Source organism: Nocardia sp. NPDC004340 (genome assembly GCF_053602575.1).
This window is the reverse complement of record NZ_JBSGDW010000015.1, coordinates 1-22,640: the sequence shown is the minus strand read 5'-3', so window position 1 is coordinate 22,640 and position 22,640 is coordinate 1. Positions and strand designations below refer to the sequence as shown.

Sequence of the window (22,640 nt, the reverse complement as noted above, 5' to 3'; positions counted from 1 at the left end):
CACAGCTCATGACGCGGACGCTGCCCGCCGGAATCTCCGTCACCGTGCGGGTTCCGGCGTCCAGCGCGAATCTGGGTCCGGGATTCGATTCCCTGGGAATCGCTCTGGGTCTCTACGACGAGATCACGGTGTCCACCACCGACACCGGCCTTACCATCCGGGTCGAGGGGGAGGGCGCCGATGATGTGCCCTGGGGCCCTTCGCATCTGGTGGTGCGCGCCATCGAACGCGGCCTGCAGGCCGCGGGCGTGTGGGCGGACGGCCTGGACGTGGTGTGCCGCAACGTGATTCCGCATTCGCGGGGCATGGGCTCGTCGGCTTCGGCGGTGGTCGGCGGTTTGGCCGCCGGCCGCGGCCTGGCCGCGAAATTTGATGCCGGACTGGCCTACGGCGATGACGTGATGGTGCAGCTGGCCTCGGAATTCGAGGGCCACCCGGACAACGCGTCGGCCAGCATTCTGGGCGGGATCGTGGTGTCCTGGTCCGAAACCGACGGTCCCGCAGCCGGAAACGGCACGGCGGAGCTGCACGGCCGCGTCTACCGCGCGGTGCGGCTGGAACCGCACGCCTCGCTGCGCCCGGTGGTGCTCATCCCCGAGGAGCGTTCCTCCACCGCGCACACCCGCGGCCTGCTCCCGGACACGGTGCCGCACGCCGACGCGGCCTTCAACGCCAGCCGGGCCGCGCTGGCGGTAGTCGCCTTGACGCAGCGCCCTGACCTGCTGATGCCCGCCACGGCCGACCGGCTACATCAGGGCTACCGCGCCTCGGCGCTGCCGCTCACCACGAAGTGGATCGAACGGCTGCGCGCGGCCGGCATTCCGGCTACCGTGTCGGGCGCAGGTCCGACCGTGTTGGCCTTCGCGACCAGCGAATTCCCCGAGGAACTGCGCGAACTCGCGATCGCCGACGGACTGCGCGTGCTCGAGCCCGGCATCGCCGACGGCGTCTTGGTGGATTGACAGCGCGCCTGCCTTGCCGATGCAAAAGGTGGGAGCTATCCTGAGCGAGTCCGTACATCGTGCGCGTCAGACGCCGGTGCTTCATCAGGGCAAATCGCTCCAGAGGCTCCTTGCTCGGGCTCGAGCTCGAGGCTCGAAACTTGGGGGTAGCCAGTCAACTGGAATGATCTCTCCCACCATTTGGCGAGCCCACCGGTCCGGCGGGACAGGCGATACGGCATCCGAGTCCGGCAGGAGTCCGGACTGCAGGAGGAACCCTCGAACTGGCACACGGCGGTCGAGGGAAGGAAAGGATTTCCGTGACAGATACGGACCTGCTCGCGACACCCGGGGTGGACAGTGATCCAGCGTCCTCGGGGAGCCGCGAAAGTGACTCCGGACAGATTTCGAAGATGAGCGAACAAACTGACGTCGCACGATCGGGGCTGACTGGAATGTTGTTGCCGCAGTTGCGTGCGCTTGCGGGAGAACTCGGTATCCGAGGCACTTCCGGGATGCGTAAGGGTGATCTCATCGCCGCTATCAAGGAGAACCAGGTCGGGGCCACCATCAAGGCGCCCGCGACCGGTGGTGGCAAGACCACGGGGAAGGCCAAGTCGAAGGCCGAGGACGCGTCGACCGGCGGGGAGTCCGTGTCGGCCGCCGACACCGAGTCCGTGAAGAAGTCCGCCCGGTCCGCCGATGCGGCGCCGGCCGAGGCGAAGACCGAGGCGAAGGCCGACCGCGCCGAGAAGGCCGAGTCCCGCCAAAACGCTTCGGAGACGCGCGAATCCAAGGCCGCGGAGTCCCGTGAGGCCAAGCGCGAGGAGGGCGAGACCGCCCGCGCCGAGGGTGGCGAGGACACTCGCGACGGCGGCCAGCGTGGCCGCGGCCGCCAGCGCCGTGGTCGCGAGCAGCGTGGCACGGCCGACACTGCCGAGGCCCCCGCCGCCGACAAGGGCGAGCAGGAGGGCGGCGAGCGTCGCCGCGATCGCAACCAGGGTGAGCGCAACCAGGGCGAGCGCGGTCAGCGCGGCGACCAGGGTGAGCGCAATCAGGGTGAGCGCAACCAGAACGCCGGTCAGCAGAACGGCGCCGGTCGCAGCGACCGCAGCGACCGCAATGACCGCGGTGGTGACGACGAAGAGGGCCGCGGCCGTCGGGGTCGCCGCTTCCGTGAGCGTCGCCGTGGGCGGGACCGCGACGGCGGCGCCGGTGGTGGCGGCGGCGAGGCCCGCGAGATGGAGATCCGCGAGGACGACATCCTGCAGCCGGTCGCGGGCATCCTCGATGTCCTCGACAACTACGCGTTCGTCCGCACCTCCGGCTACCTGGCCGGCCAGAACGACGTGTACGTGTCGATGAACCTGGTCCGCAAGAACGGCCTGCGCCGTGGTGACCACATCGTCGGTGCGGTGCGTGCCCCGCGTGACGGCGACCAGAGCAACCAGCGTCAGAAGTTCGATCCGCTGGTGCGGTTGGACACGGTCAACGGCGGCGACGTCGAAAGTGCCAGGCGCCGACCGGAATTCAACAAGCTCACCCCGCTGTACCCGAACCAGCGCCTGCGGCTGGAGACCCAGCCGAACAAGCTGACCACACGCATCATCGACCTGATCATGCCGATCGGTAAGGGCCAGCGCGCGCTGATCGTGTCCCCGCCCAAGGCGGGTAAGACGATGGTCATCCAGGACATCGCCAACGCGATCGCGACCAACAACCCCGAGTGCTACCTGATGGTGGTGCTGGTGGACGAGCGTCCCGAGGAAGTGACCGACATGCAGCGCTCCGTGCGCGGCGAGGTCATCGCCTCCACCTTCGACCGCCCGCCGAGCGACCACACCTCGGTCGCCGAGCTCGCCATCGAGCGGGCCAAGCGCCTGGTCGAGGCCGGTCAGGACGTCGTCGTGCTGCTCGATTCGATCACTCGTCTCGGCCGCGCGTACAACAACTCGTCCCCGGCGTCGGGCCGAATCCTTTCCGGTGGTGTGGATTCCACCGCGCTGTACCCGCCCAAGCGGTTCCTCGGCGCGGCCCGCAACATCGAGAACGGCGGCTCGCTCACCATCATCGCCACCGCGCTGGTGGAGACCGGTTCCACCGGTGACACGGTCATCTTCGAGGAGTTCAAGGGCACGGGTAACGCCGAGCTCAAGCTCGATCGCAAGATCGCCGAGCGCCGCGTGTTCCCGGCGGTCGACGTGAACCTGTCCAGCACCCGTCGCGACGACCTGCTGATGTCCCCGGACGAGGCGGCCGTGCTGCACAAGCTGCGTCGCGTGCTGTCCGGCCTGGACTCGCATCAGGCCATCGACCTGATGGTGGACCGGTTGAAGAAGACCAAGTCCAACATCGAGTTCCTGATGACGGTCTCCAAGACCGCCCCGGGCGCGATCGACGAATAAGCCTGTGGCGCAAGGCAACCGATTGCCCCGCGCCCGCAGCGAACCACGACGGCGGCCCCGCTTCGGCGGGGCCGCCGCCGTATGTCCGGAACCGGGACCGGACTGAAGAAGAACAGTCCGATCAATGCCGCGCCGCCGATCATGAAGCCGAGAACGAGCGCGGTCACGGCACCGGTGTTCTCCGATGCCGTGACCGCTCGATAGGTGAGGGTGTCGTCCCCCCGCGGCGGGAGTGGGGCCGGATTCACGGATCCCACCGCGTTGCCGGACTCTCCGGGAGCCATCCACCAGCCCGCGAAGACCACAAGGGCGAGCAGTGCCAGGATTCCCCCAGCTGTCGCTTCCTTCCTGGTCACCATTCGTCCTTTCCGGGTCGTTCGCGGGGCTTTCACCTGGAGAGAACTCTATGAACACGGGTGTTCGCATTCCTGAGTAGCGCGCTACTCGACTTTCGGGTTTGCTCGCGAAGTCATCCGAGTCCCGGTCGGGAACAAATGGCTCGGGGCGCCTGTTCTGCCCCATGTCACCCCTCGTGGTGACCACGTGGGAGCAGCGCTTAGACTGTTCCGTCGGCAACCATGCCTCTAGTCGGTTCCGGTTCACGTCTTCTCGAAGGCGACCCGGCGACCATTGAAAGGACACCCAATGAGGGCAGGAATTCACCCCACTTACGTGGACACCACCGTGGTCTGCGGTTGTGGCAACACCTTCCAGACCAAGAGCACCAAGGAGTCGGGCCAGATCACGGTCGAGGTCTGCTCCCAGTGCCACCCGTTCTACACGGGCAAGCAGAAGATTCTGGACACCGGCGGCCGCGTGGCCCGCTTCGAGGCCCGCTACGGCAAGCGCGACAAGGCTGCCAAGTAGCTGTCCCCCCGACGCCCGTCCTGCGCTCCGCAGGCCGGGCGTCGGTGCGTTTATGGACCTACTAAGACGGGAGTAACCGCGATGGCCGACAAGACGGCCCCCAACGCGATCGACGACATCCTGGCCGAGTACCAGGGGCTGGAGACCCAGCTCGCCGACCCTTCGCTGCACAACGACCCGGGCGCGGCCCGTCGCGTCGGCAAGCGGTTCGCCGAGCTCGGTCCGATCATGTCGACCTACAACAAGCTGACCTCCGCGCGCGACGACCTCGCCGCCGCCGAGGAGCTGGCCGCGGACGACTCGTCCTTCGCGGCCGAGGTGCCCGGGCTGCAGGCGCAGGTGGAGGAGCTGGACAAGCAGCTCACCGACCTGCTCGCGCCGCGCGACCCGCACGACGGCGACGACGTCATCCTCGAGGTGAAGTCCGGCGAGGGCGGCGAGGAGTCGGCGCTGTTCGCCTCCGACCTGGCCCGCATGTACATCCGGTACGCGGAGCGGCACGGCTGGAAGGTCGAGGTGCTCGGCGTCACCTACTCCGATCTGGACGGGTACAAGGACGCCAGCTTCTCCATCAAGAGCAAGGAAGCCTCCCGCGACGGCGTGTGGTCCAAGCTCAAGTTCGAAGGCGGCGTGCACCGCGTGCAGCGGGTGCCGGTCACGGAATCCCAAGGGCGCATTCACACTTCGGCGGCGGGCGTGCTCGTCTATCCGGAACCCGACGAGGTCGAGGAAGTCGAGATCGACGAGAAGGACCTGCGCATCGACGTCTACCGGTCCTCCGGCAAGGGCGGCCAGGGCGTCAACACCACCGACTCCGCGGTGCGCCTCACCCACCTGCCCACCGGCCTGGTGGTGACCTGCCAGAACGAGCGGTCGCAGCTGCAGAACAAGATCCGCGCCAAGCAGGTCCTCGCGGCCCGCCTGCAGGCCCTGCTCGAGGAACAGGCCGACGCCGACGCCGCGGCCGGACGCGCCTCGCAGATCCGGACGGTGGACCGTTCCGAGCGGATCCGCACCTACAACTTCCCGGAGAACCGCATCGCCGACCACCGCATCGGTTTCAAGGCCCACAACCTGGACTCCGTGCTGGACGGCAACCTCGACGACCTGTTCAACGCGCTCGGCGAGGCCGACCGCGCGGCCCGCCTGGCCGCAGAATGAGCGGCGCGCCGAACCGCCATGGACGGGAGTTCGCGACCAGAGGATCGTTTCCCACCGTGACAACTGATGTCGTTACGGTCGGGGTAACTCCTCGGGTACGTCCAGAATCGGTTCGGCGCCCGATCACAGGTACGGGTGCACGGCTGTCGACGGCTCTCAGCCGTCCGCTGAAGTCTCGGAGAGGCGGGGGAGCACGGTGAGTCGTGCGCCATTGCGGCCGGCTATTCGGGAGGCGGTCGAGATCTTGGCCGCGGCCGGGGTCCCCAGCCCGAACGCCGACGCCGAACACCTCGCCGCTCACGTTCTGGGCGTCGATCGCGGCCGCCTGGTCCTGATGCCCATGCTCACTCCGGACCAGCTCGAGGAATTCCGCAAGCTGGTCGCCCGCCGCGCGGAACGCGTTCCGCTGCAACACCTCACGGGCACGGCCGCCATGGGGGAGATCGATCTGGCGGTCGGTCCCGGCGTCTTCGTGCCCCGCCCGGAAACCGAGTTGATCTTCGCCTGGGCGCTGGCGCGGCTGGAGGAGATCGGCCACGAACACCCGCCGATCGTCGTCGACCTGTGCACCGGCTCCGGGGCTCTGGCCCTGGCCATCGCCCACGCCCGCCCCGACGCCGAGGTGCACGCGGTCGAACTCGATCCCGAGGCGCTCGCGTGGGCCCGACGCAATGCCCTGCAATTGGCCGATGAGGGCGACACCCCCATCGACCTGCACGCGGGCGACGTCACCGATCCGGCCATCCTCGACCACCTGAACGGCCGCGTGGACGTGGTCGTCTCCAACCCGCCCTACATCCCCGAGGACGCCCGGCTCGACCCCGAGGTCATGGACCACGACCCGCACCGCGCGTTGTTCGGCGGCCCCGACGGCCTGGACGTCATCCGCCCGATGGTCGCCACCATCGGCCGCCTGCTCCGCGAAAACGGCGCGGCCGCAGTCGAACACGACGACACCAACGGCTCCGGCGTAGCCGCCCTCTTCACCGCGCACGGCGGCTTCACCGACGTGATCGAGCACCCCGACCTCGCGGGCAAGCCGCGTTTCGTGGTCGCCCGCCGCATCGCGGACTGACCGCTAGCCGGGCTCGCCCTCGACCGTGACGCCGCGCCAGAAGGCGACATGGTTCGCGATCTTCCGCGCCGGCGGACTCGGATGCGGGTAGTACCACGCCGCATCCGGATTCTCCGCGCCCCCGACCGTGACGGTGTAGTAGCTCGCGACGCCCTTCCACGGGCACACGGTGTGCTTGGCGCTCTCGCTGAAGTACTCGCTCTTCAGGGACTCCACCGGAAAGTACTGATTGCCCTCGACCTCCACGGTCGTGGCGGCCTCGGCGATGACCGTCCCGTTCCAGATCGCACGCATCATGAGTCCGTGCCTCCTTCGTCCCCGCGAGCCTATGCCCGCTCCCAGCGCGCCGCTTTCCGGGACTCGTCATGCTCGGCGCGCTGACTGGGGAAGTTCTCGGCCGGGGTCGGCGCGCCACCTGAGGAATTCTTGCCGCGGGCTCGGTGTGCAGCACCGAGGAAGCCCTGGCGGCGGTTCGGTGTCGCGCCGGGGAAGTCCTGGCTGGGGCTCGGTGTCGTGCCGGGGAAGTCCTCGCTGGGGCTCGGTGCGTTGCGCTCGGGAAGTCCCCGCGGCGGTTCGGTGTGCTGCACCGAGAAGTCCTCGCGGGGGTTCGGGGGCGCGGCCCCCGGAGTCCTCGGGGTTTCAGGGGCTTGCCCCTGAGAGCTATCGCGAGTTGATCCGTGCCAAGATGTCAGCCGTGAGTACCGTCTACGACTGTGCCGATCCCGACTCCCGCGCCGCCGGTCTGAGTGCCGCGCGCAGCACGCTGAAGAGCGGTCGATTGGCCGTCATCCCGACCGACACGTTGTACGGAATCGCCGCCGACGCGTTCGACAGTCAGGCGGTGGGCGCGTTGCTGGCCGCCAAGCGGCGCGGTCGCGATATGCCGGTGCCGGTGCTGGTCGGGTCGTGGACCACGATCGACGGGCTGGTGTACTCGGTGCGCCCGCAGGCCCGGGAACTGATCCGCGCGTTCTGGCCGGGTGGCCTGAGTCTGGTTGTGCAGCAAGCCCCTTCGCTGGCCTGGGATCTGGGTGACGCGCGCGGCACGGTGATGCTGCGCATGCCGCTGCACCCGGTGGCGCTGGAGTTGCTGCGCGAGGTGGGCCCGCTGGCGGTGTCGAGCGCGAACGTGTCGGGGCAGCCGCCGGCCGCCACGGTGGGGGAGGCGCAGGCGCAGCTGGGCGATCTGGTCGGCGTGTACCTGGACGGCGGTCCGGCCGATCACGCGGTGGCGTCCACCATCGTGGATCTGACCGCGGACGCGCCGCGGGTGTTGCGTGAGGGCGCGGTACCGATCGAGAAGATCGCGGAGGTGCTCGGTATGTCGCCCGAGGAACTCCGTCAGGCCGGCGCGCGCTGACGGCCCGCTAGATGCTTCTGAGTCAGGGCGTATTCAGCCAGGGCGCGGTTGTCCCGCTGCGGGAGCTGCTGCTGGTGCTGCTGGCCGCCGCGGTCATCGCCTTCCTCACCACGGGCGGAATCCGGGTGCTGGCCATCGCCTTCGGCGCGGTGGCGATTCCGCGGGAACGCGATGTGCACGTGAAGCCGATTCCGCGAATGGGCGGTCTGGCCATCTATCTGGGTCTGGTGGCGGCCGTCCTGTTCGCGCATCAGCTGCCCGCGTTGCGCCGGGGCTTCGATTATCCGAAGGACATTCCCGCGGTCCTGGCCGCGGCGACGCTGATCGTGCTGGTCGGCATCATCGACGACCGCTGGGGCCTGGACTGGCTGACCAAGCTGGTGGGGCAGATCACCGCGGCGGGCGTGATGGCGGTGATGGGCCTGAGCTGGGTGGCCATCTACAACCCGTTCACCAACGAGACGGTGGTGCTGGATCCGCTGCAGGGCGGTCTGGTGACGGTGGGCATCACGGTGACCGTCGTGAACGCCATGAATTTCGTGGACGGCCTGGATGGATTGGCCGCGGGCCTGGGGTTCATCGCGGCGGTCGCGGTTTTCGTGTTCACCGTGGGTTTGCTCTACGAGGTGGGCGGTTCCACCGATACGTATCCGCCCGCGTTGCTGGCGGCCGCCCTCGCCGGCGCGTGCCTGGGATTTCTGCCACACAATTTCTCACCGGCCCGCATTTTCATGGGGGATACCGGATCCATGCTGATCGGATTGATGCTGGCGGCGGTGTCGACCGGCGCGTCCGGGAGAATTCCGCTGCAGGGTTACGGCCCGCGCGACATCGTGGGTCTGTTGTCGCCGTTGTTGCTGGTGGGTGCGGTGATGTTCATTCCCGTACTTGATCTTGTCTTGGCCGTGGTGCGCCGCGTGCGCGCGGGTGTGAGTTTCTCCACTCCCGACAAAATGCATCTGCATCACCGTTTGCTGCAGATCGGGCATTCGCAGCGCCGCGTGGTGCTGGTGATCTATCTGTGGGTGAGCGTCTTCGCATTCGGCGCGGTCGGCACCTCGTTGATCTCCGATCGCCGCCTGGTGGTGCTGCTGTTCGCGGCGGGGCTGGTCTTCGCGCTGATCGTCACCGCGGTGCCGTCCTGGCGGGAACTGAGGATCAACTCGGTTCGCAAACCGCCGCGTGGGCGTGATCGCGCCGCCGGGTAGAGTTGCTGTCCGTGAGCACGCCTTCCGATCCCGGTCCCGACGCCCCGCTGCGCGCGGCACTGCGCTACGGCATCGCCGGTTTGGCTGTGCTGGTTGTGGTTTCGGCGATTCTGTCGTCGATCTTCGCCGGCCTGCCCGGCCTGTGGGGCGCCCTCATCGGCTCCGCCCTGGGTGGCGCCTTCATTCTGACCACGGCTGCCTCGGTGCTGTTCAGCGCCAAGATCGAATCGGGCCTGCAGGGCCTGGTGCTGCTGGGCAGCTGGGTCGGAAAGCTGCTGCTGGCAGTGATTGTCGTCGCAGTGCTGCAGAACTACGACTTCTACAGCCGCGGCGCGCTCTTCCTGACCGTGGTCGGCGCTCTGCTCATCGTGCTCGGCGCGGAGACCTACGGCCTTCTGCGCCAACGGGTTCCGACCGTTCACGTGGAGCGTGACCTGTAGCCGGAGACCCTCCGGCACGGCCGTCGAAACACCGTTCATCCGGCGTTTCCGCGACCCCCTACGCATTGTCGTAGATAACTTGATAAACTCTTTACCTGTAGCCAACCGAATCAACAGGGGGGGTCGCCTGAGACCCGCCTGAGAGCAGGTTATGCTTACAGCCGTACCGGACCCTTTCGGGTCACGGTTCTGCACCGTCGACGATGTCGCCGACGCGCGTACAGACGCCAGGGCGTGACTGCCACAGCTGCTGACGAACTTCGAGCCGACCTGAGTCGACCCACCAGATCGTCAATGTCCGATCGAACCGCAGGAGAAAACTATCTCCTGGCGGCCGACCACGGGAGAGAACGCTGAGCGTCACCATTTTGGCAGGCGAGTTCCACGCGCCGTCACTCAACGACTTCTTCCCTCCAGCAGTGCTGTTCGAGGGGACGCCTTTCGAGCTCGACCGTTTGATGCTCATTCGCATCCTGATGTCGGTCGTTCTCGTGGCAGTCATGTTCGCCGCTTTCCGTCGGCCTCAGCTGGTTCCGCGCGGACTGCAGAATGTCGCCGAATCCGGTCTGGTGTTCGTCAAGGAGCAGATCTGCGACGAGGTGCTCGGCAAGGAATCCGGTAAGAAGTTCTTCCCGCTCATCGCGTCGATCTTCTTCACCGTGCTGTTCCTGAACATCTCGGGCGTTATTCCGGGTCTGAACATCTCGTCGAACGCGCGCATCGGCATGCCGCTGGTGCTGGCTGTCGTCGCCTACGTCACCTTCAACTACGTGGGCATCAAGAAGTACGGCTTCCTGAAATACATGCGCTCGTCCATCGTGGTGCCGAATGTGCCGGCCGCGCTGCACGTGCTGCTGATCCCCATCGAGTTCATCTCGACCTTCGTGTTGCGCCCGTTCACGCTCACCGTCCGTCTCATGGCGAACATGCTGGCAGGCCACATCATGTTGGTGCTGTTCTTCAGTGCCACCCAGTTCTTCCTGTTCGATGCCGCCTCCTGGATGAAGGTGTTCTCGCCGTTCTCGCTGCTCGCGGGCTTCGGCTTCACCCTCTTCGAGCTGCTGGTGGTCTTCCTGCAGGCGTACGTGTTCGCGCTGCTGACCGCTGTCTACATCGGTCTGGCGCAGCACGCCGACTCTCACTGACCGACCGCACCAACTCCATAAACCTGCCTTCCACGCCGCCCGGCGGGTGGGCGACAGAAAGGGAATGAAACACACATGAGCACCCTCTCGTACCTGGCTGCTGAAGTTGCCGAGTCCAAGTCCAAGGGCTTCGGCGCCATCGGTTACGGCCTCGCTGCGATCGGCCCCGGCATCGGTGTGGGCATCGTCGTCGGTAAGGCCATCGAGGGCATCGCCCGTCAGCCCGAGCTGCAGGGCACCATCCGGACCAACATGTTCCTGGGTATCGCGTTCACCGAGGCCCTGGCGCTGATCGGTCTCGTCGCCGGCTTCATTTTCTGATTCCGGCCAAAGACTAGGAATCAACGATGAACAGCACCTATCTGCTTGCGGCTGAGGGGTCCGACGACGTCAACCCCCTCATCCCCGAGCCGTACGACATCTTCTGGTCTGCGGTCGTCTTCATCGTTATCGCCTTCGTCTTCGCCAAGTACGTCGTCCCGCGCCTGACCAAGGTGCTGGATGAGCGTTCGCAGAAGATCGAGGGCGGTATCGCCAAGGCCGAGGCCGTGCAGGCCGAGGCGCAGGCCACCCTGCAGCAGTACCAGGAGCAGCTGGCCGAGGCTCGCCTCGAGGCCGCTCGCATCCGCGAGGAAGCCCGCACCCAGGGTGCGGCCATCCTGTCGCAGATGCGCACCGATGCGCAGGCCGAGGCCGACCGCATCGTGGCCGCCGGCCACTCGCAGCTGGAGGCGCAGCGCCAGCAGATCGTGACCGAGCTGCGGTCCGAACTGGGCCGTACCGCGGTCGACCTGGCCGAGAAGATCATCGGTCAGTCGGTGGCCGACGAGGCCAAGCAGGCGGCGTCGATCGACCGGTTCCTCGCGGAGCTGGACGCGAACGCCGGCATCGGGGTCGGAAGGTAACGAACCGAAAGTGGGAAGCATGTACGCAGCGAGCCGCGAGGCGAGTTCCCGTGCGCGGGAAGCTCTTCGGGCCGCTCTGACCGGTAGCGACACCGTCGCGGCTACTACGGGGTCGGAACTGTTCGCCGTTGTCGCCGTCCTCGACGACCAGCGTTCGCTGCGTGTGGCGCTCGCGGATAAGTCGGTGTCGAGCTCGGCGCGAGCCGAGCTGGCCGAACGCGTCTTCGGCGGCAAGATCAGCGGTACCACGCTGGCCGTGCTGACCACGGCCGTGGCCCAGGACTGGTCGCGCGCCCGGGATCTGGTCGACACGCTGGTTCTGCTCGGCCGCGAGGCGCTGTTGCGCGCCGCGGACGAGCGTGGCCGCCTGACCGCGGTCGAGGACGAGCTGTTCCGGCTGGCCCGGATCATCGACGACAACCCGGACCTGGAGCAGGCGCTGCAGGACCACGGCAAGCCGGCGGAAGCCAAGCGGGCCCTGGTGCAGCGTCTGCTCGCCGGCAAGGTCGAAGACATCACCCAGCAGCTGGTCGAGCAGGCCGTGCTGCGCCACAAGGGCGATGTCGGCGCGGCCATCGACGAGCTGTCCGACCTGGCGGCTTCGCTCCGGGAGCAGATCGTGGCGCACGTCCGTGCCGCGGTGGCCCTGACGCCGCAGCAGCGTGAGCACCTGGCTGCTTCGCTGCAGCGCATCTACGACAAGCCCGTCACGGTGCACGTGCAGGAAGACCCGAGCCTGCTGGCCGGCGTCGTCGTGCGCGTCGGCGACGACCTGATCGACGGCAGCGCCGTCGGCCGCCTCCAGCGCTTGCGTCAGTCTCTCGCCTGAGACACGAACGCCAGAAGCGCAGTAACACACCGACATTCGAGACCACAGCGAGAGCAGGAAGAACATGGCGGAGCTGACGATCTCCCCCGATGAGATCCGTAGCGCGATCGAGAGCTACACCCAGAGCTACACCCCGGAAACCTCCATCGAGGAAGTGGGCGTAGTCACCGACACCGGCGACGGTATCGCCCACATCAGCGGCCTCCCCGGCGCGATGGCCAACGAGCTGCTGGAATTCCCCGGCGGCGTGCTCGGCGTCGCGCTGAACCTGGAGGACACCGAAATCGGTGCCGTCGTCCTGGGTGAGTTCGACACCATCGAGGAGGGCCAGCAGGTCCGCCGTACCGGCGACGTGCTCTCGGTCCCGGTGGGCGACAACTTCCTCGGCCGCGTGGTGAACCCGCTGGGTGCCCCGATCGACGGCCTCGGCGAGATCGAGGCCGACGAGCGTCGCGTGCTCGAGCTGCAGGCCGCGACCGTGCTGGAGCGCCAGCCCGTCGGCGAGCCGCTCGCCACCGGCATCACCGCCATCGACGCCCTGACCGCGATCGGCCGTGGCCAGCGTCAGCTGGTCATCGGTGACCGCAAGACCGGTAAGACCGCGGTCTGCATCGACGCGATCATCAACCAGAAGGCCAACTGGGCCACCGGCGATCCGTCGAAGCAGGTGCGCTGCATCTACGTCGCGATCGGCCAGAAGGGCTCCACCATCGCGGGCGTCAAGGCTGCCCTCGAGGCGCACGGCGCGATGGAGTACACCACCATCGTCGCGGCTCCGGCCTCCGACTCCGCCGGCTTCAAGTGGCTGGCGCCGTACACCGGTTCGGCCATCGGCCAGCACTGGATGTACCAGGGCAAGCACGTCCTGATCGTGTTCGACGACCTGTCCAAGCAGGCCGAGGCCTACCGTGCCATCTCGCTGCTGCTGCGTCGTCCGCCGGGCCGCGAGGCGTACCCGGGTGACGTCTTCTACCTGCACTCCCGTCTGCTGGAGCGTTGCGCGAAGCTGTCCGACGAGCTGGGCGCCGGTTCCATGACCGCGCTGCCGATCATCGAGACCAAGGCCAACGACGTGTCGGCGTTCATCCCGACCAACGTCATCTCCATCACCGACGGCCAGGTGTTCCTGGAGTCGGACCTCTTCAACAAGGGTGTCCGTCCGGCCATCAACGTCGGTATCTCCGTCTCCCGTGTCGGTGGCGCCGCGCAGACCAAGGCCATGAAGCAGGTCGCCGGTTCGCTGCGTCTGGAGCTGGCCTCCTACCGTGAGCTGGAAGCCTTCTCCGCCTTCGCCTCCGACCTGGATGCGGCCTCGCTGGCGCAGCTGGAGCGTGGCGCGCGCTGGGTCGAGCTGCTCAAGCAGGACCAGTACGCCCCGGTTTCGGTCGAGGACCAGGTTGTCTCGCTGTTCCTGGTGGACGCGGGCTACTACGACTCGGTGCCGGTCGGCGACGTGCGTCGCTTCAACGGCGAGCTGCTCGAGTTCCTGCACGGTTCGGTGCAGTCCTCCTTCGACGCCCTCCAGGGTGGCGCGAAGAAGCTCGAGGGTGAGCCGGCCGACGAGATCAAGGCCGCGACCGACAAGTTCAAGCAGGGCTTCCTGGCTTCCGACGGCACCCGCGTCGTCGAGGCCGAGGCCGGCAAGCTCGATCACGAAGAGGTCGAGTCGCTGTCCGTCACTCGCAAGCACGTCGAGAAGTAAGAACGGCGAAGCGAATGCGACTGTCTGACTCGAGGAATGAAGGGAGTGTGAACCGCTAATGGCAAGCGTGCGCGAACTGCGCTCCCGAATTCGTTCCGTGAGCTCGATCAAGAAGATCACCAAGGCGCAAGAGCTGATCGCGACCTCGCGAATCAGCAAGGCGCAGGCCCGGGTCGCGGCTGCCAAGCCGTACGCGGAAGAGATCACCAAGGTGCTCGCCGAATTGGCCAGCGCCAGTGGCAATCTCACCCACCCGCTGCTCACCGAGCGGTCCAACCCGCGGCGCGCCGCGGTCCTGGTGATCACCAGTGACCGCGGTATGTGTGGTGGCTACAACTCCAATGTGCTCAAGCGCACCGAGGAGCTGCTGACCACGCTGCGTTCCGAGGGCAAAGAGCCGGTGCTGTACGTGATGGGCGCGAAGGGCCTGACCTACTACACCTTCCGTGGTCGCTCGACCAACGGTTCGTGGACCGGGTTCTCCCAGGCGCCCAACTACGCCGACGCTTCCGCCGCGTGCAACCACCTGGTGGAGGCGTTCATGGCGGGCGCCGACGGCGAGGTGGCCGCCCCCAACGGGGTCGGCACCATGGCCGGCGTCGATGAACTGCACATCGTCTACACGCGTTTCGTGTCGATGCTGTCGCAGGTTCCCGAGGTGCGTCGCCTGGCTCCCATTCAGGTGAGCTACGTCGACGAGAACTTCGAACTCGGTGAGGACTCCTTCTCCGACGGCAACTCCAACCCGGTTGCCCAGTACGAGTTCGAGCCGGACGCGGACCGCCTGCTGGGCGCGCTGCTGCCGAAGTACATCAACACCCGGATCTACTCGTCGCTGCTCGACGCTGCGGCATCGGAGTCGGCTGCGCGCCGCACCGCGATGAAGGCGGCCACCGACAACGCGACGGATCTGGTGAATTCACTGACCCGTACCGCGAACTCGCTGCGCCAGGCCGGAATCACGCAGGAAATCACGGAAATCGTCGGCGGCGCCAACGCGCTGGCGTCGAGCTCGGACCGCGACTAGACACGGAAGAGAACCAATGACCGCAGCTGTCACTAACGAAACCCGGGTTGGCGCCGGCACTGGCCGCGTCTCCCGCGTCATCGGCCCCGTCGTGGACGTCGAGTTCCCGCGCGGCTCGATCCCCGAGCTTTACAACGCGCTGAACGTGGACATCGCGCTCGCGTCCGTTGCGAAGACCCTGACCCTCGAGGTCGCGCAGCACCTGGGCGACAACATCGTCCGCACCATCTCCATGCAGCCGACCGACGGTCTGGTGCGTGGCGTCGAGGTGCGCGACACCGGCAAGCCGATCTCGGTGCCGGTCGGCGATGTCGTCAAGGGCCACGTCTTCAACGCGCTCGGCGACTGCCTGGACACCCCCGGCCTGGGCCGCGACGGCGAGCAGTGGGGCATCCACCGCCAGCCGCCCGCCTTCGACCAGCTCGAGGGTAAGACCGAGATCCTGGAAACGGGCGTCAAGGTCATCGACCTCCTCACCCCGTACGTCAAGGGTGGCAAGATCGGTCTGTTCGGTGGCGCCGGTGTCGGCAAGACCGTTCTGATCCAGGAGATGATCACCCGTATCGCTCGCGAGTTCTCGGGCACCTCGGTGTTCGCGGGCGTCGGTGAGCGTACCCGTGAGGGCACCGACCTCCACCTGGAAATGGAAGAGATGGGCGTCCTCCAGGACACCGCCCTCGTCTTCGGCCAGATGGACGAGCCGCCGGGCACGCGTATGCGCGTCGCCCTGTCGGCCCTGACCATGGCGGAGTACTTCCGCGATGTGCAGAACCAGGACGTGTTGCTCTTCATCGACAACATCTTCCGGTTCACCCAGGCCGGCTCCGAGGTCTCGACCCTGCTGGGTCGTATGCCCTCGGCCGTGGGTTACCAGCCCACCCTGGCGGACGAGATGGGTCAGCTCCAGGAGCGCATCACCTCGACCCGTGGCCGTTCGATCACCTCGATGCAGGCGATCTACGTCCCCGCCGACGACTACACCGACCCGGCGCCGGCGACCACCTTCGCCCACCTGGACGCGACGACCGAGCTTTCCCGCCCGATCTCGCAGAAGGGCATCTACCCGGCCGTCGACCCGCTGACCTCGACCTCTCGTATCCTCGAGGCTTCGATCGTCGGCGAGCGTCACTTCCAGGTGGCCAACGAGGTCAAGCGGATCCTGCAGAAGTACAAGGAGCTGCAGGACATCATCGCCATCCTCGGTATGGACGAGCTCTCCGAAGGCGACAAGGTCCTCGTGGGCCGTGCCCGTCGTCTGGAGAAGTTCCTCGGCCAGAACTTCATCGTGGCCGAGAAGTTCACCGGTCAGCCGGGTTCGGTCGTGCCGCTGGAGCAGACCATCGACGACTTCGACCGCGTCTGCAAGGGCGAGTTCGACCACCTGCCCGAGCAGGCGTTCAACTCCTGCGGTGGCCTGGACGACGTCGAGGCCGCTGCGAAGAAGATCGCCGGGAAGTAGTCACCCATGGCAGATATGTCCGTTGATCTGGTCGCCGTCGAGCGACTGCTGTGGTCGGGCCGGGCGTCCTTCGTCTCGGCCCAGACCACGGAGGGTGAGATCGGCATTCTCGCCGGCCACGAGCCGCTGCTCGGCCAGCTGGTCGAAGGCGGCACCGTGACCATCGTGTCCGATGACAACGAGCGCGTTGTCGTCGCCGTGCACGGCGGATTCTTCTCCGTCACCGCCACTTCGGTGCGCGTGCTGGCCGAGTCCGCCGACTTCGCCTTCGACATCGACGAGGCGGCCGCCAAGGCCGTCATCGCCGATGCGGATGCGAGCCCGGCCGCGCTGGCCAAGGCACAGGGTCAGCTGCGGGCGCTCGAGAAGGCCGCTGCGGCTCACTGAGCTCGACGCTGAATAACGACGGCGGCGGCCCCGGGGAAAATCCCCGGGGCCGCCGCTGTTTTCGCTCCTACGCCCCGCGAACCACACGCGCGCCCGGCACAGGCCAGGCGCGCGTGCCGCTTCTCACTGGAAGGTGAGAATCGGCTTGATGGTGGTGCCGTGGTGGGCGTCCGCGACCGCGGTGTCGATATCGGAGAAGGCATAGGTCTTGCTGATCTTCTCGATCGGGAACTTGCCCTCGGCGTGCCACCGCAGAAGCTGCGGAATGAACTTCTGCGGATCGCCACTGCCCTCGATGCATCCGCGAACAGCCTTGCCGTTTCCGGTCAGATGGCCGATCTCGAAGTCCATGCTGGCCTCACCGAGTCCGACGAGCACCAGGGTGCCCATGGGGGCCAGCGCTTCCAAGCCCTTGGCGATGACGGCATTCACAGCGGTGGTGTCGAGTGCGAAGTTCGCGCCGCCATTGCTGGCCGCCACGATCTGCGCCACGACATCGTCGGCCGCGCCGTCGATGGTGACGTCCGCGCCGAGCTCCTTGGCCACGGCCAGGCGGTCCGCGGAAAGGTCGATGGCCACAATGGTTCCCGCGCCGATGGCCCGGGCCGCCATGAGCGCCGCCATGCCGACGCCGCCCACACCGAAGATGGCGATCGAGTCGTTCGGGCCCGGCTTCATGACATTGGCGACCGCGCCCGCGCCGGTCTGCACGCCGCAGCCGAACGGGGAGGTGGCGACCAGGTCGACATCCTTGTCCACGACCACGATGCTGCGTGCCGACACCAGCGCGTGGGTGGCGAAACTCGACTGCCCGAAGAACGCGCCCATGACGCGCTCGCCATTGTTGCTCAGCGGCGAGGTGAAATCGGAGCGGCCGCCCGAGGTGTTCAGAATGACGAAATTCTCGCAATAGGGCGGAAGTCCGTTGGCGCATCGAGAACACGTGCCGCAACTGGCGTAGGTGAGCAGAACATGGTCGCCCACTTCGATTCCGGTTACTTCCGAGCCGATCTGCTCCACGATGCCCGCGCCCTCGTGCCCGAGAACGATCGGCAACTCGGCGGGAAATACGCTCTTGGAGACCAGGTCGGTGTGGCAGACGCCGGTCGCGACGATGCGCACCAGCACCTCGCCCGGACGGGGTTCCTCGAGGCTGAGGGTCTCCATCGAGAAGGGCGCGTCGGCTCCTCGGGCCACCGCAGCGGTAATTTCCACGGAATCTCCTTCCAAGACATCCCAATTGTCGGGAGCATAAGAACGTGTTCCAGTTTACGGCCATCGGCGATCCCGCTCAGCGGTTCCGTGAGTGGCCTCGTGAACGGCGGACCTGTAGGCCGCCGCGGATTCCGGACTGTTCGCCCGGTAATAGCTCTCGCGTCAACCCCGTGTGGTTAAATGCAATCGCCGATCACCGGGTTGTGATCTGAAGCACCCGGCAATGGGTCGGCAATTCCCGCATTCTCAGCTGTACCTCCACGATGCAACAGCACGATGAGCGAGGGGTTGATGAGCAGGCTTCGAATTGGCACATGGGGGGTCGCTGTCGCCGTCGTCACGGTCGCGGTCGGATTCGTCGCACCGGGTAGGGCTGCCGCGGATGTCACCGTGCCACTGCCCGACGGGCATATCGAGGGCCCGGGGGTCAAGATCACGAGTGTCGGTGAGCGCGCGATCATTTCGCCGTCGCTGGCCTCCAACGGCGCGGGCCGGACCTCGTGGGTGACGGGCAATGTCACCGCCGAGGTGGAGACCCCGGAGGGGGATGTCGGTCCCAACAACGGTCCGCTGAATTTTCCGGGCACCAACAACTCGGGAACGCACGGATCGTCCAACCTCACCACCGGCTACATCGTCGGCTGTCAGGTCGCGCTGGGGCAGTTGAGCGCGAACGCCGCGGTCCTCGTCAGCTCCACGCCCAGCCTGACCGGTGGATTCAGCTTCCCGCTCTCACCGGGCCAGGTGCAGTGGGTCGCGATCAACAACATCGAGTTGGTCAAGAGCGGCTCCTACACCATCAACTATCAGGACATCCCGATGGAGATTCAGGGCTGCGGCGGTTTCGCGCAGGCCCGCCAGGTCTCCGTGGTCGAGATCATCGGCGTCGATTACCACAAGGTCACCCTCTACGGACAGCCGTTCAGCATCGGCTGACGAGTCCACTCCGAAGGAAGGGATCGTATGTACGGCAAGGGAATTCGTGCCCGGAGCGGACGGATCCTGGGGGTGGCGCTGGCCGCGGCGGCGGGTCTGTCCGGGTTCGGCCCGGCCGCTCCCGCTCGCGCCGACACCTTCATTCCGCTCCCGGGGGGCTCCATCACCCGGCAGCTCGCCGACGGCACCAACCTGACGGTCCGGATCACCGGGGAGTCGGCCAAGATCAGCGGATCCATGGGATCCACCCCCGTGCATCGCAATGTCTGGACCACGGCGGTGGCCAGTATCGACCTCGACGGCCCGAGCGCCTCGAACTCGACGCTCAAGATCAGCCCCGGCTACATCGTGGGCTGCCAGGTCGACATCAGCGGCATCAACGCGAACAACGCCGGCGGCCAGGCCTACACCCCGGACACCAGCCTGCAGACCCTGGGCACGCTGGGCCTCAGCGAGCAGATGGGCAGCGGCATCACGCTCGGACCCGGTCAGGCCGTCGCGCGCCCGATGCTCGATCTGGAGCGGCCCGACGACTACGGCCAGGAATCGCACAAGCGCTACAACAAGGTTCCGGGTCCGCACGCCAGCGTGAGCTGGACCGACGAGACCTTCTCGGTGGACGGTTGTGGCGGGTACGCCCAGGCGCGGGCGTTCGTCGCGGCCGAGGTCGACACCGCCACCTTCATCGGTAATCTGGTGCTCTACGGGGAGCCGTTCACCATCGGCTGACATATATCTTCGACGCCTCGCTGAACAGCGCATTCATCACATTCGGTGGATGGCCGGACTCCGCGTTTCCGCGGTCGCTACTATCGACCGAAAGCGGGGCCCGGCTTCTGGCCGGTCGATGATCGACTGCAACGCGGATGTGAAGGGACGGAGCGGCATTGCAAACCGGGATGTGGCTTCTGATCATTCTGGTATTGCTGCTGGTCGGATTGGCCTTGGCCTCGACCTATCGCCTCGTCATGCTGCGTCGCGGCGGCACCGCCGCGCTGCTGCGGGTGCTGCCCGCGCGCGGACACGGCGGCGGCTGGCGGCACGGCCTGATCCGCTACGACGAGGACACGCTCCTCTTCTACAAACTCTCCAGCCTGAAACTAGGCCCGGACTCCACCATGCGGCGGCTCACCATCGAGGTGGGCCCGCGCCGCTCCCCGGCCGACGACGAGCACGACATCATGACCGACGAGGTCATCGTCATGGTGTCCGACGGTCACGGCAAGTACGAGCTGGCCCTGGACCGCGGCGCCATGGCGGCCTTCCTGTCCTGGGTGGAATCGCGCCCGTCCGAGCGCATCCGCCGCCGCCGCGCGGGATAGCCCGACACCGAGAGCGATAGTGTGACCCTGTGAGCGTTCACTTGACGCGGATCTACACGCGGACCGGCGATGACGGCACCACGGGACTGAGCGATTTCTCGCGGGTGGCCAAGACCGACCCGCGGCTGATCGCGTATGCCGACTGTGACGAAACCAATGCGGCGCTCGGGGTCGCCATCGCGCTCGGTCAGCCGGACACGCGGATTCTGGCTGTGTTGCGTTCCATTCAGAACGACTTGTTCGACGCGGGCGCGGACCTCTCCACCCCGGTCGTCGCCGACCCCAAGTACCCGCCGCTGCGCATCACCCAGGACTACATCGACCGCCTGGAGAAGTGGTGCGACGAGTTCAATGAGCCTCTGGCGCCGTTGAATTCGTTCATCCTGCCCGGCGGCACCCCGCTGGCCGCGCTGCTGCACACCGCGCGCACCGTGGCGCGACGCGCCGAGCGCGCGGCCTGGGCCGCGGTGGCGGCGCACCCGGACGACACCAACGTCCTGCCCGCCAAATACCTCAACCGACTGTCCGACCTGCTGTTCATCCTCGGCCGGGTCGCCAACCCGGACGGCGACATACTGTGGCGGCCGGGCGGAGACGCCGCGAGCGCGGGAGAGGACCACTAGGCTGACCCCCGTGAGTGAACGGTTTCTGGTGACCGGGGGCAGCAGGCTCGTCGGTGAGGTCGCGGTGGGCGGCGCGAAGAACAGCGTCCTCAAGCTGATGGCTGCCGCGTTGCTGGCCGAGGGTACGACCACCATCACGAACTGCCCGGACATCCTGGATGTGCCGTTGATGGCGGACGTGTTGCGCGGTCTCGGCTGCGATGTGGTCATCGAGGGCGGCACGGTCCATATCGCGACGCCGCCGGAACCGAAGTACCACGCGGACTTCCCGGCGGTCACCCAGTTCCGCGCCTCGGTGTGTGTGCTGGGTCCGCTGATGGCGCGCTGCAAGCGGGCCGTGGTGGCGCTGCCCGGCGGTGACGCGATCGGTTCGCGTCCGCTGGACATGCACCAGCAGGGTCTGCGGTTACTCGGCGCGACCTCGGAGATCGAGCACGGCTGTCTGGTGGCCCGGGCCGAGGAGCTGCAGGGCGCGCGGATCCGGCTGGACTTTCCCTCGGTCGGCGCGACCGAGAACATTCTGATGGCCGCGGTGCTCGCCGAGGGCGAGACCGTCATCGACAATGCGGCGCGTGAGCCGGAGATCGTGGATCTCTGCAACATGCTGAACCGGATGGGCGCGAAGATCGCCGGCGCCGGCACCTCGGTGCTGACCATCCAGGGCGTGGAGAAGCTGGCCCCTACTACCCACCGGGTGATCGGCGACCGCATCGTCGCCGCGACCTGGGGCATCGCCGCCGCCATGACCACCGGTGACGTGCGGGTGACGGGCATCAACCCCAAGCACCTGTCCCTGGTGCTGGACAAGCTGCGCTCGGCGGGCGCCCGAATCTCGTTCGAACCGGATGGTTTTCGCGTGGTGCAGGCGGATCGCCCTCGTGCCGTGAACTTCTCGACCCTGCCGTTCCCAGGTTTCCCCACCGACCTGCAGCCGATGGCCATCGGCCTGGCCGCCATCGCGGACGGCACCTCGATGATCACCGAGAACATCTTCGAGGCGCGCTTCCGTTTCGTCGAAGAGATGATCCGGCTCGGCGCGGACGCCCGCACCGACGGGCATCACGCTGTGGTGCGCGGTATTCCGCGACTGTCCTCGGCGCCGGTGTGGTCCTCCGACATTCGGGCCGGCGCGGGTCTGGTGCTCGCGGGTCTGGTGGCCGACGGTGTCACCGAAGTCCACGATGTCTTCCACATCGACCGGGGTTACCCGTCTTTCGTGGAGAACCTGCGCGGGCTCGGAGCGGAAATCGAACGCGTCGGAACCTCCGACTGAACGGCCGGTGTCGGGACGTGTTCACGAAAACCCGTCCTGAACAGGCGATTTGACATGCGAACAACCAACACGTAACTTATTCCAGGTCAGAGCGACACGGACACCGACCCGGGCCCCAGAGGCTAGGGAAACGAGGTAGTACGAGGAGCGCCTGATGATCACATTGGTTCAGCAAGATCAGCGGATTTGGTTCTGCTGCGAGGGCTGAGCTAAGCTTCACAAGCAGCCTCACCGACCATCCGGATCTACTCCGGTGAATGTTGGTGTGTGCGTGTGTTCTTTGAGAACTCAATAGTGTGTCGATGAATGTCAGTGCCAAATATTATATTTGGTTCCAATCATTCTCACCCCCGTGAGGGT

Annotated in this window: 24 protein-coding genes; 21 read left to right on the top strand and 3 right to left on the bottom strand. The window is 66.9% G+C overall.

What is annotated here, in order from left to right; genetic code table 11:
- Window positions 1–8: 8 nt before the first annotated feature.
- The 5 genes from thrB to prmC all read left to right on the top strand — a co-directional run bounded on the left by thrB (window position 9) and on the right by prmC (window position 6,449).
- Entirely contained in the window at window positions 9–962 is a 954-nt protein-coding gene (thrB, locus tag ACWEOI_RS33025; RefSeq protein WP_433673249.1) for a homoserine kinase, read from the top strand.
- 299 nt (window positions 963–1,261) lie between these two features.
- Entirely contained in the window at window positions 1,262–3,346 is a 2,085-nt protein-coding gene (gene rho, locus ACWEOI_RS33020) for a transcription termination factor Rho (RefSeq protein ID WP_452362133.1), read from the top strand.
- Window positions 3,347–3,991: 645 nt separating this feature from the next.
- Entirely contained in the window at window positions 3,992–4,213 is a 222-nt protein-coding gene (gene rpmE / locus ACWEOI_RS33015) for a 50S ribosomal protein L31 (RefSeq protein WP_357098869.1), read from the top strand.
- A gap of 81 nt (window positions 4,214–4,294) precedes the next feature.
- Window positions 4,295–5,374 carry a peptide chain release factor 1 gene (prfA, locus tag ACWEOI_RS33010; protein WP_452362132.1) on the top strand — a complete coding sequence of 360 codons (1,080 nt, stop codon included), beginning with the start codon at window positions 4,295–4,297 and terminating at the stop codon, window positions 5,372–5,374.
- A gap of 196 nt (window positions 5,375–5,570) precedes the next feature.
- A complete protein-coding gene (gene prmC / locus ACWEOI_RS33005; RefSeq protein ID WP_433671077.1) occupies window positions 5,571–6,449 on the top strand; it encodes a peptide chain release factor N(5)-glutamine methyltransferase in 879 nt (292 codons plus the stop codon).
- Window positions 6,450–6,452: 3 nt separating this feature from the next.
- Here prmC and ACWEOI_RS33000 read toward each other — a convergent pair whose 3' ends face one another.
- Together ACWEOI_RS33000 and ACWEOI_RS32995 are read right to left on the bottom strand one after the other, a co-directional pair.
- On the bottom strand, window positions 6,453–6,746 hold the full coding sequence (locus ACWEOI_RS33000) for a DUF427 domain-containing protein (RefSeq protein WP_433671079.1): 294 nt from the start codon (window positions 6,744–6,746) through the stop codon (window positions 6,453–6,455).
- A 29-nt stretch (window positions 6,747–6,775) separates the two neighbouring features.
- Complete coding sequence (locus tag ACWEOI_RS32995) at window positions 6,776–7,036, bottom strand: hypothetical protein (RefSeq protein WP_452362131.1); 261 nt, start codon at window positions 7,034–7,036, stop codon at window positions 6,776–6,778.
- Between the two features lie 107 nt (window positions 7,037–7,143).
- On the opposite strand from ACWEOI_RS32995, the gene ACWEOI_RS32990 reads away from it, so the two are divergent.
- The 11 genes from ACWEOI_RS32990 to ACWEOI_RS32940 all read left to right on the top strand — a co-directional run bounded on the left by ACWEOI_RS32990 (window position 7,144) and on the right by ACWEOI_RS32940 (window position 16,911).
- Window positions 7,144–7,809: an L-threonylcarbamoyladenylate synthase gene (locus tag ACWEOI_RS32990; protein ID WP_433671082.1), complete on the top strand. Its 666-nt coding sequence runs from the start codon at window positions 7,144–7,146 to the stop codon at window positions 7,807–7,809.
- 11 nt (window positions 7,810–7,820) lie between these two features.
- The gene (locus tag ACWEOI_RS32985) at window positions 7,821–9,017 is read left to right on the top strand and encodes an MraY family glycosyltransferase (RefSeq protein WP_357098859.1); all 1,197 of its coding nucleotides are present in this window, start codon (window positions 7,821–7,823) and stop codon (window positions 9,015–9,017) included.
- 2 nt (window positions 9,018–9,019) lie between these two features.
- Window positions 9,020–9,457, top strand: a complete 438-nt coding sequence (locus ACWEOI_RS32980) for a hypothetical protein (RefSeq protein ID WP_433671084.1) — start codon at window positions 9,020–9,022, stop codon at window positions 9,455–9,457.
- A gap of 419 nt (window positions 9,458–9,876) precedes the next feature.
- The gene (gene atpB, locus ACWEOI_RS32975) at window positions 9,877–10,602 is read left to right on the top strand and encodes a F0F1 ATP synthase subunit A (protein WP_357098873.1); all 726 of its coding nucleotides are present in this window, start codon (window positions 9,877–9,879) and stop codon (window positions 10,600–10,602) included.
- Between the two features lie 75 nt (window positions 10,603–10,677).
- Window positions 10,678–10,923: an ATP synthase F0 subunit C gene (locus ACWEOI_RS32970; RefSeq protein ID WP_040856073.1), complete on the top strand. Its 246-nt coding sequence runs from the start codon at window positions 10,678–10,680 to the stop codon at window positions 10,921–10,923.
- 26 nt (window positions 10,924–10,949) lie between these two features.
- Complete coding sequence (locus ACWEOI_RS32965; RefSeq protein ID WP_379279233.1) at window positions 10,950–11,507, top strand: F0F1 ATP synthase subunit B; 558 nt, start codon at window positions 10,950–10,952, stop codon at window positions 11,505–11,507.
- A 19-nt stretch (window positions 11,508–11,526) separates the two neighbouring features.
- Complete coding sequence (locus ACWEOI_RS32960; protein ID WP_357098852.1) at window positions 11,527–12,336, top strand: F0F1 ATP synthase subunit delta; 810 nt, start codon at window positions 11,527–11,529, stop codon at window positions 12,334–12,336.
- A gap of 64 nt (window positions 12,337–12,400) precedes the next feature.
- Complete coding sequence (gene atpA / locus ACWEOI_RS32955; RefSeq protein ID WP_357098850.1) at window positions 12,401–14,038, top strand: F0F1 ATP synthase subunit alpha; 1,638 nt, start codon at window positions 12,401–12,403, stop codon at window positions 14,036–14,038.
- A 58-nt stretch (window positions 14,039–14,096) separates the two neighbouring features.
- Entirely contained in the window at window positions 14,097–15,065 is a 969-nt protein-coding gene (locus tag ACWEOI_RS32950; protein ID WP_357098848.1) for a F0F1 ATP synthase subunit gamma, read from the top strand.
- 16 nt (window positions 15,066–15,081) lie between these two features.
- Window positions 15,082–16,524 carry a F0F1 ATP synthase subunit beta gene (gene atpD, locus ACWEOI_RS32945; RefSeq protein WP_213557738.1) on the top strand — a complete coding sequence of 481 codons (1,443 nt, stop codon included), beginning with the start codon at window positions 15,082–15,084 and terminating at the stop codon, window positions 16,522–16,524.
- A gap of 6 nt (window positions 16,525–16,530) precedes the next feature.
- Window positions 16,531–16,911 (top strand): F0F1 ATP synthase subunit epsilon, encoded by a 381-nt coding sequence (locus tag ACWEOI_RS32940; protein WP_433671089.1) that lies wholly within the window; start codon window positions 16,531–16,533, stop codon window positions 16,909–16,911.
- 123 nt (window positions 16,912–17,034) lie between these two features.
- Here the strand turns inward: ACWEOI_RS32940 and ACWEOI_RS32935 are convergent, their stop codons facing one another.
- On the bottom strand, window positions 17,035–18,126 hold the full coding sequence (locus ACWEOI_RS32935; protein ID WP_452362130.1) for an NAD(P)-dependent alcohol dehydrogenase: 1,092 nt from the start codon (window positions 18,124–18,126) through the stop codon (window positions 17,035–17,037).
- Between the two features lie 390 nt (window positions 18,127–18,516).
- On the opposite strand from ACWEOI_RS32935, the gene ACWEOI_RS32930 reads away from it, so the two are divergent.
- The 5 genes from ACWEOI_RS32930 to murA all read left to right on the top strand — a co-directional run bounded on the left by ACWEOI_RS32930 (window position 18,517) and on the right by murA (window position 22,280).
- Window positions 18,517–19,062: an MspA family porin gene (locus ACWEOI_RS32930; RefSeq protein ID WP_433671092.1), complete on the top strand. Its 546-nt coding sequence runs from the start codon at window positions 18,517–18,519 to the stop codon at window positions 19,060–19,062.
- Window positions 19,063–19,089: 27 nt separating this feature from the next.
- Window positions 19,090–19,791, top strand: a complete 702-nt coding sequence (locus ACWEOI_RS32925; RefSeq protein WP_433671094.1) for an MspA family porin — start codon at window positions 19,090–19,092, stop codon at window positions 19,789–19,791.
- A gap of 170 nt (window positions 19,792–19,961) precedes the next feature.
- Window positions 19,962–20,384 (top strand): DUF2550 family protein, encoded by a 423-nt coding sequence (locus tag ACWEOI_RS32920; protein WP_433671096.1) that lies wholly within the window; start codon window positions 19,962–19,964, stop codon window positions 20,382–20,384.
- A gap of 29 nt (window positions 20,385–20,413) precedes the next feature.
- Window positions 20,414–21,007 (top strand): cob(I)yrinic acid a,c-diamide adenosyltransferase, encoded by a 594-nt coding sequence (locus ACWEOI_RS32915; protein WP_433671097.1) that lies wholly within the window; start codon window positions 20,414–20,416, stop codon window positions 21,005–21,007.
- A gap of 10 nt (window positions 21,008–21,017) precedes the next feature.
- Window positions 21,018–22,280 (top strand): UDP-N-acetylglucosamine 1-carboxyvinyltransferase, encoded by a 1,263-nt coding sequence (murA, locus tag ACWEOI_RS32910; RefSeq protein ID WP_357289633.1) that lies wholly within the window; start codon window positions 21,018–21,020, stop codon window positions 22,278–22,280.
- The last annotated feature ends 360 nt before the right edge of the window (window positions 22,281–22,640 follow it).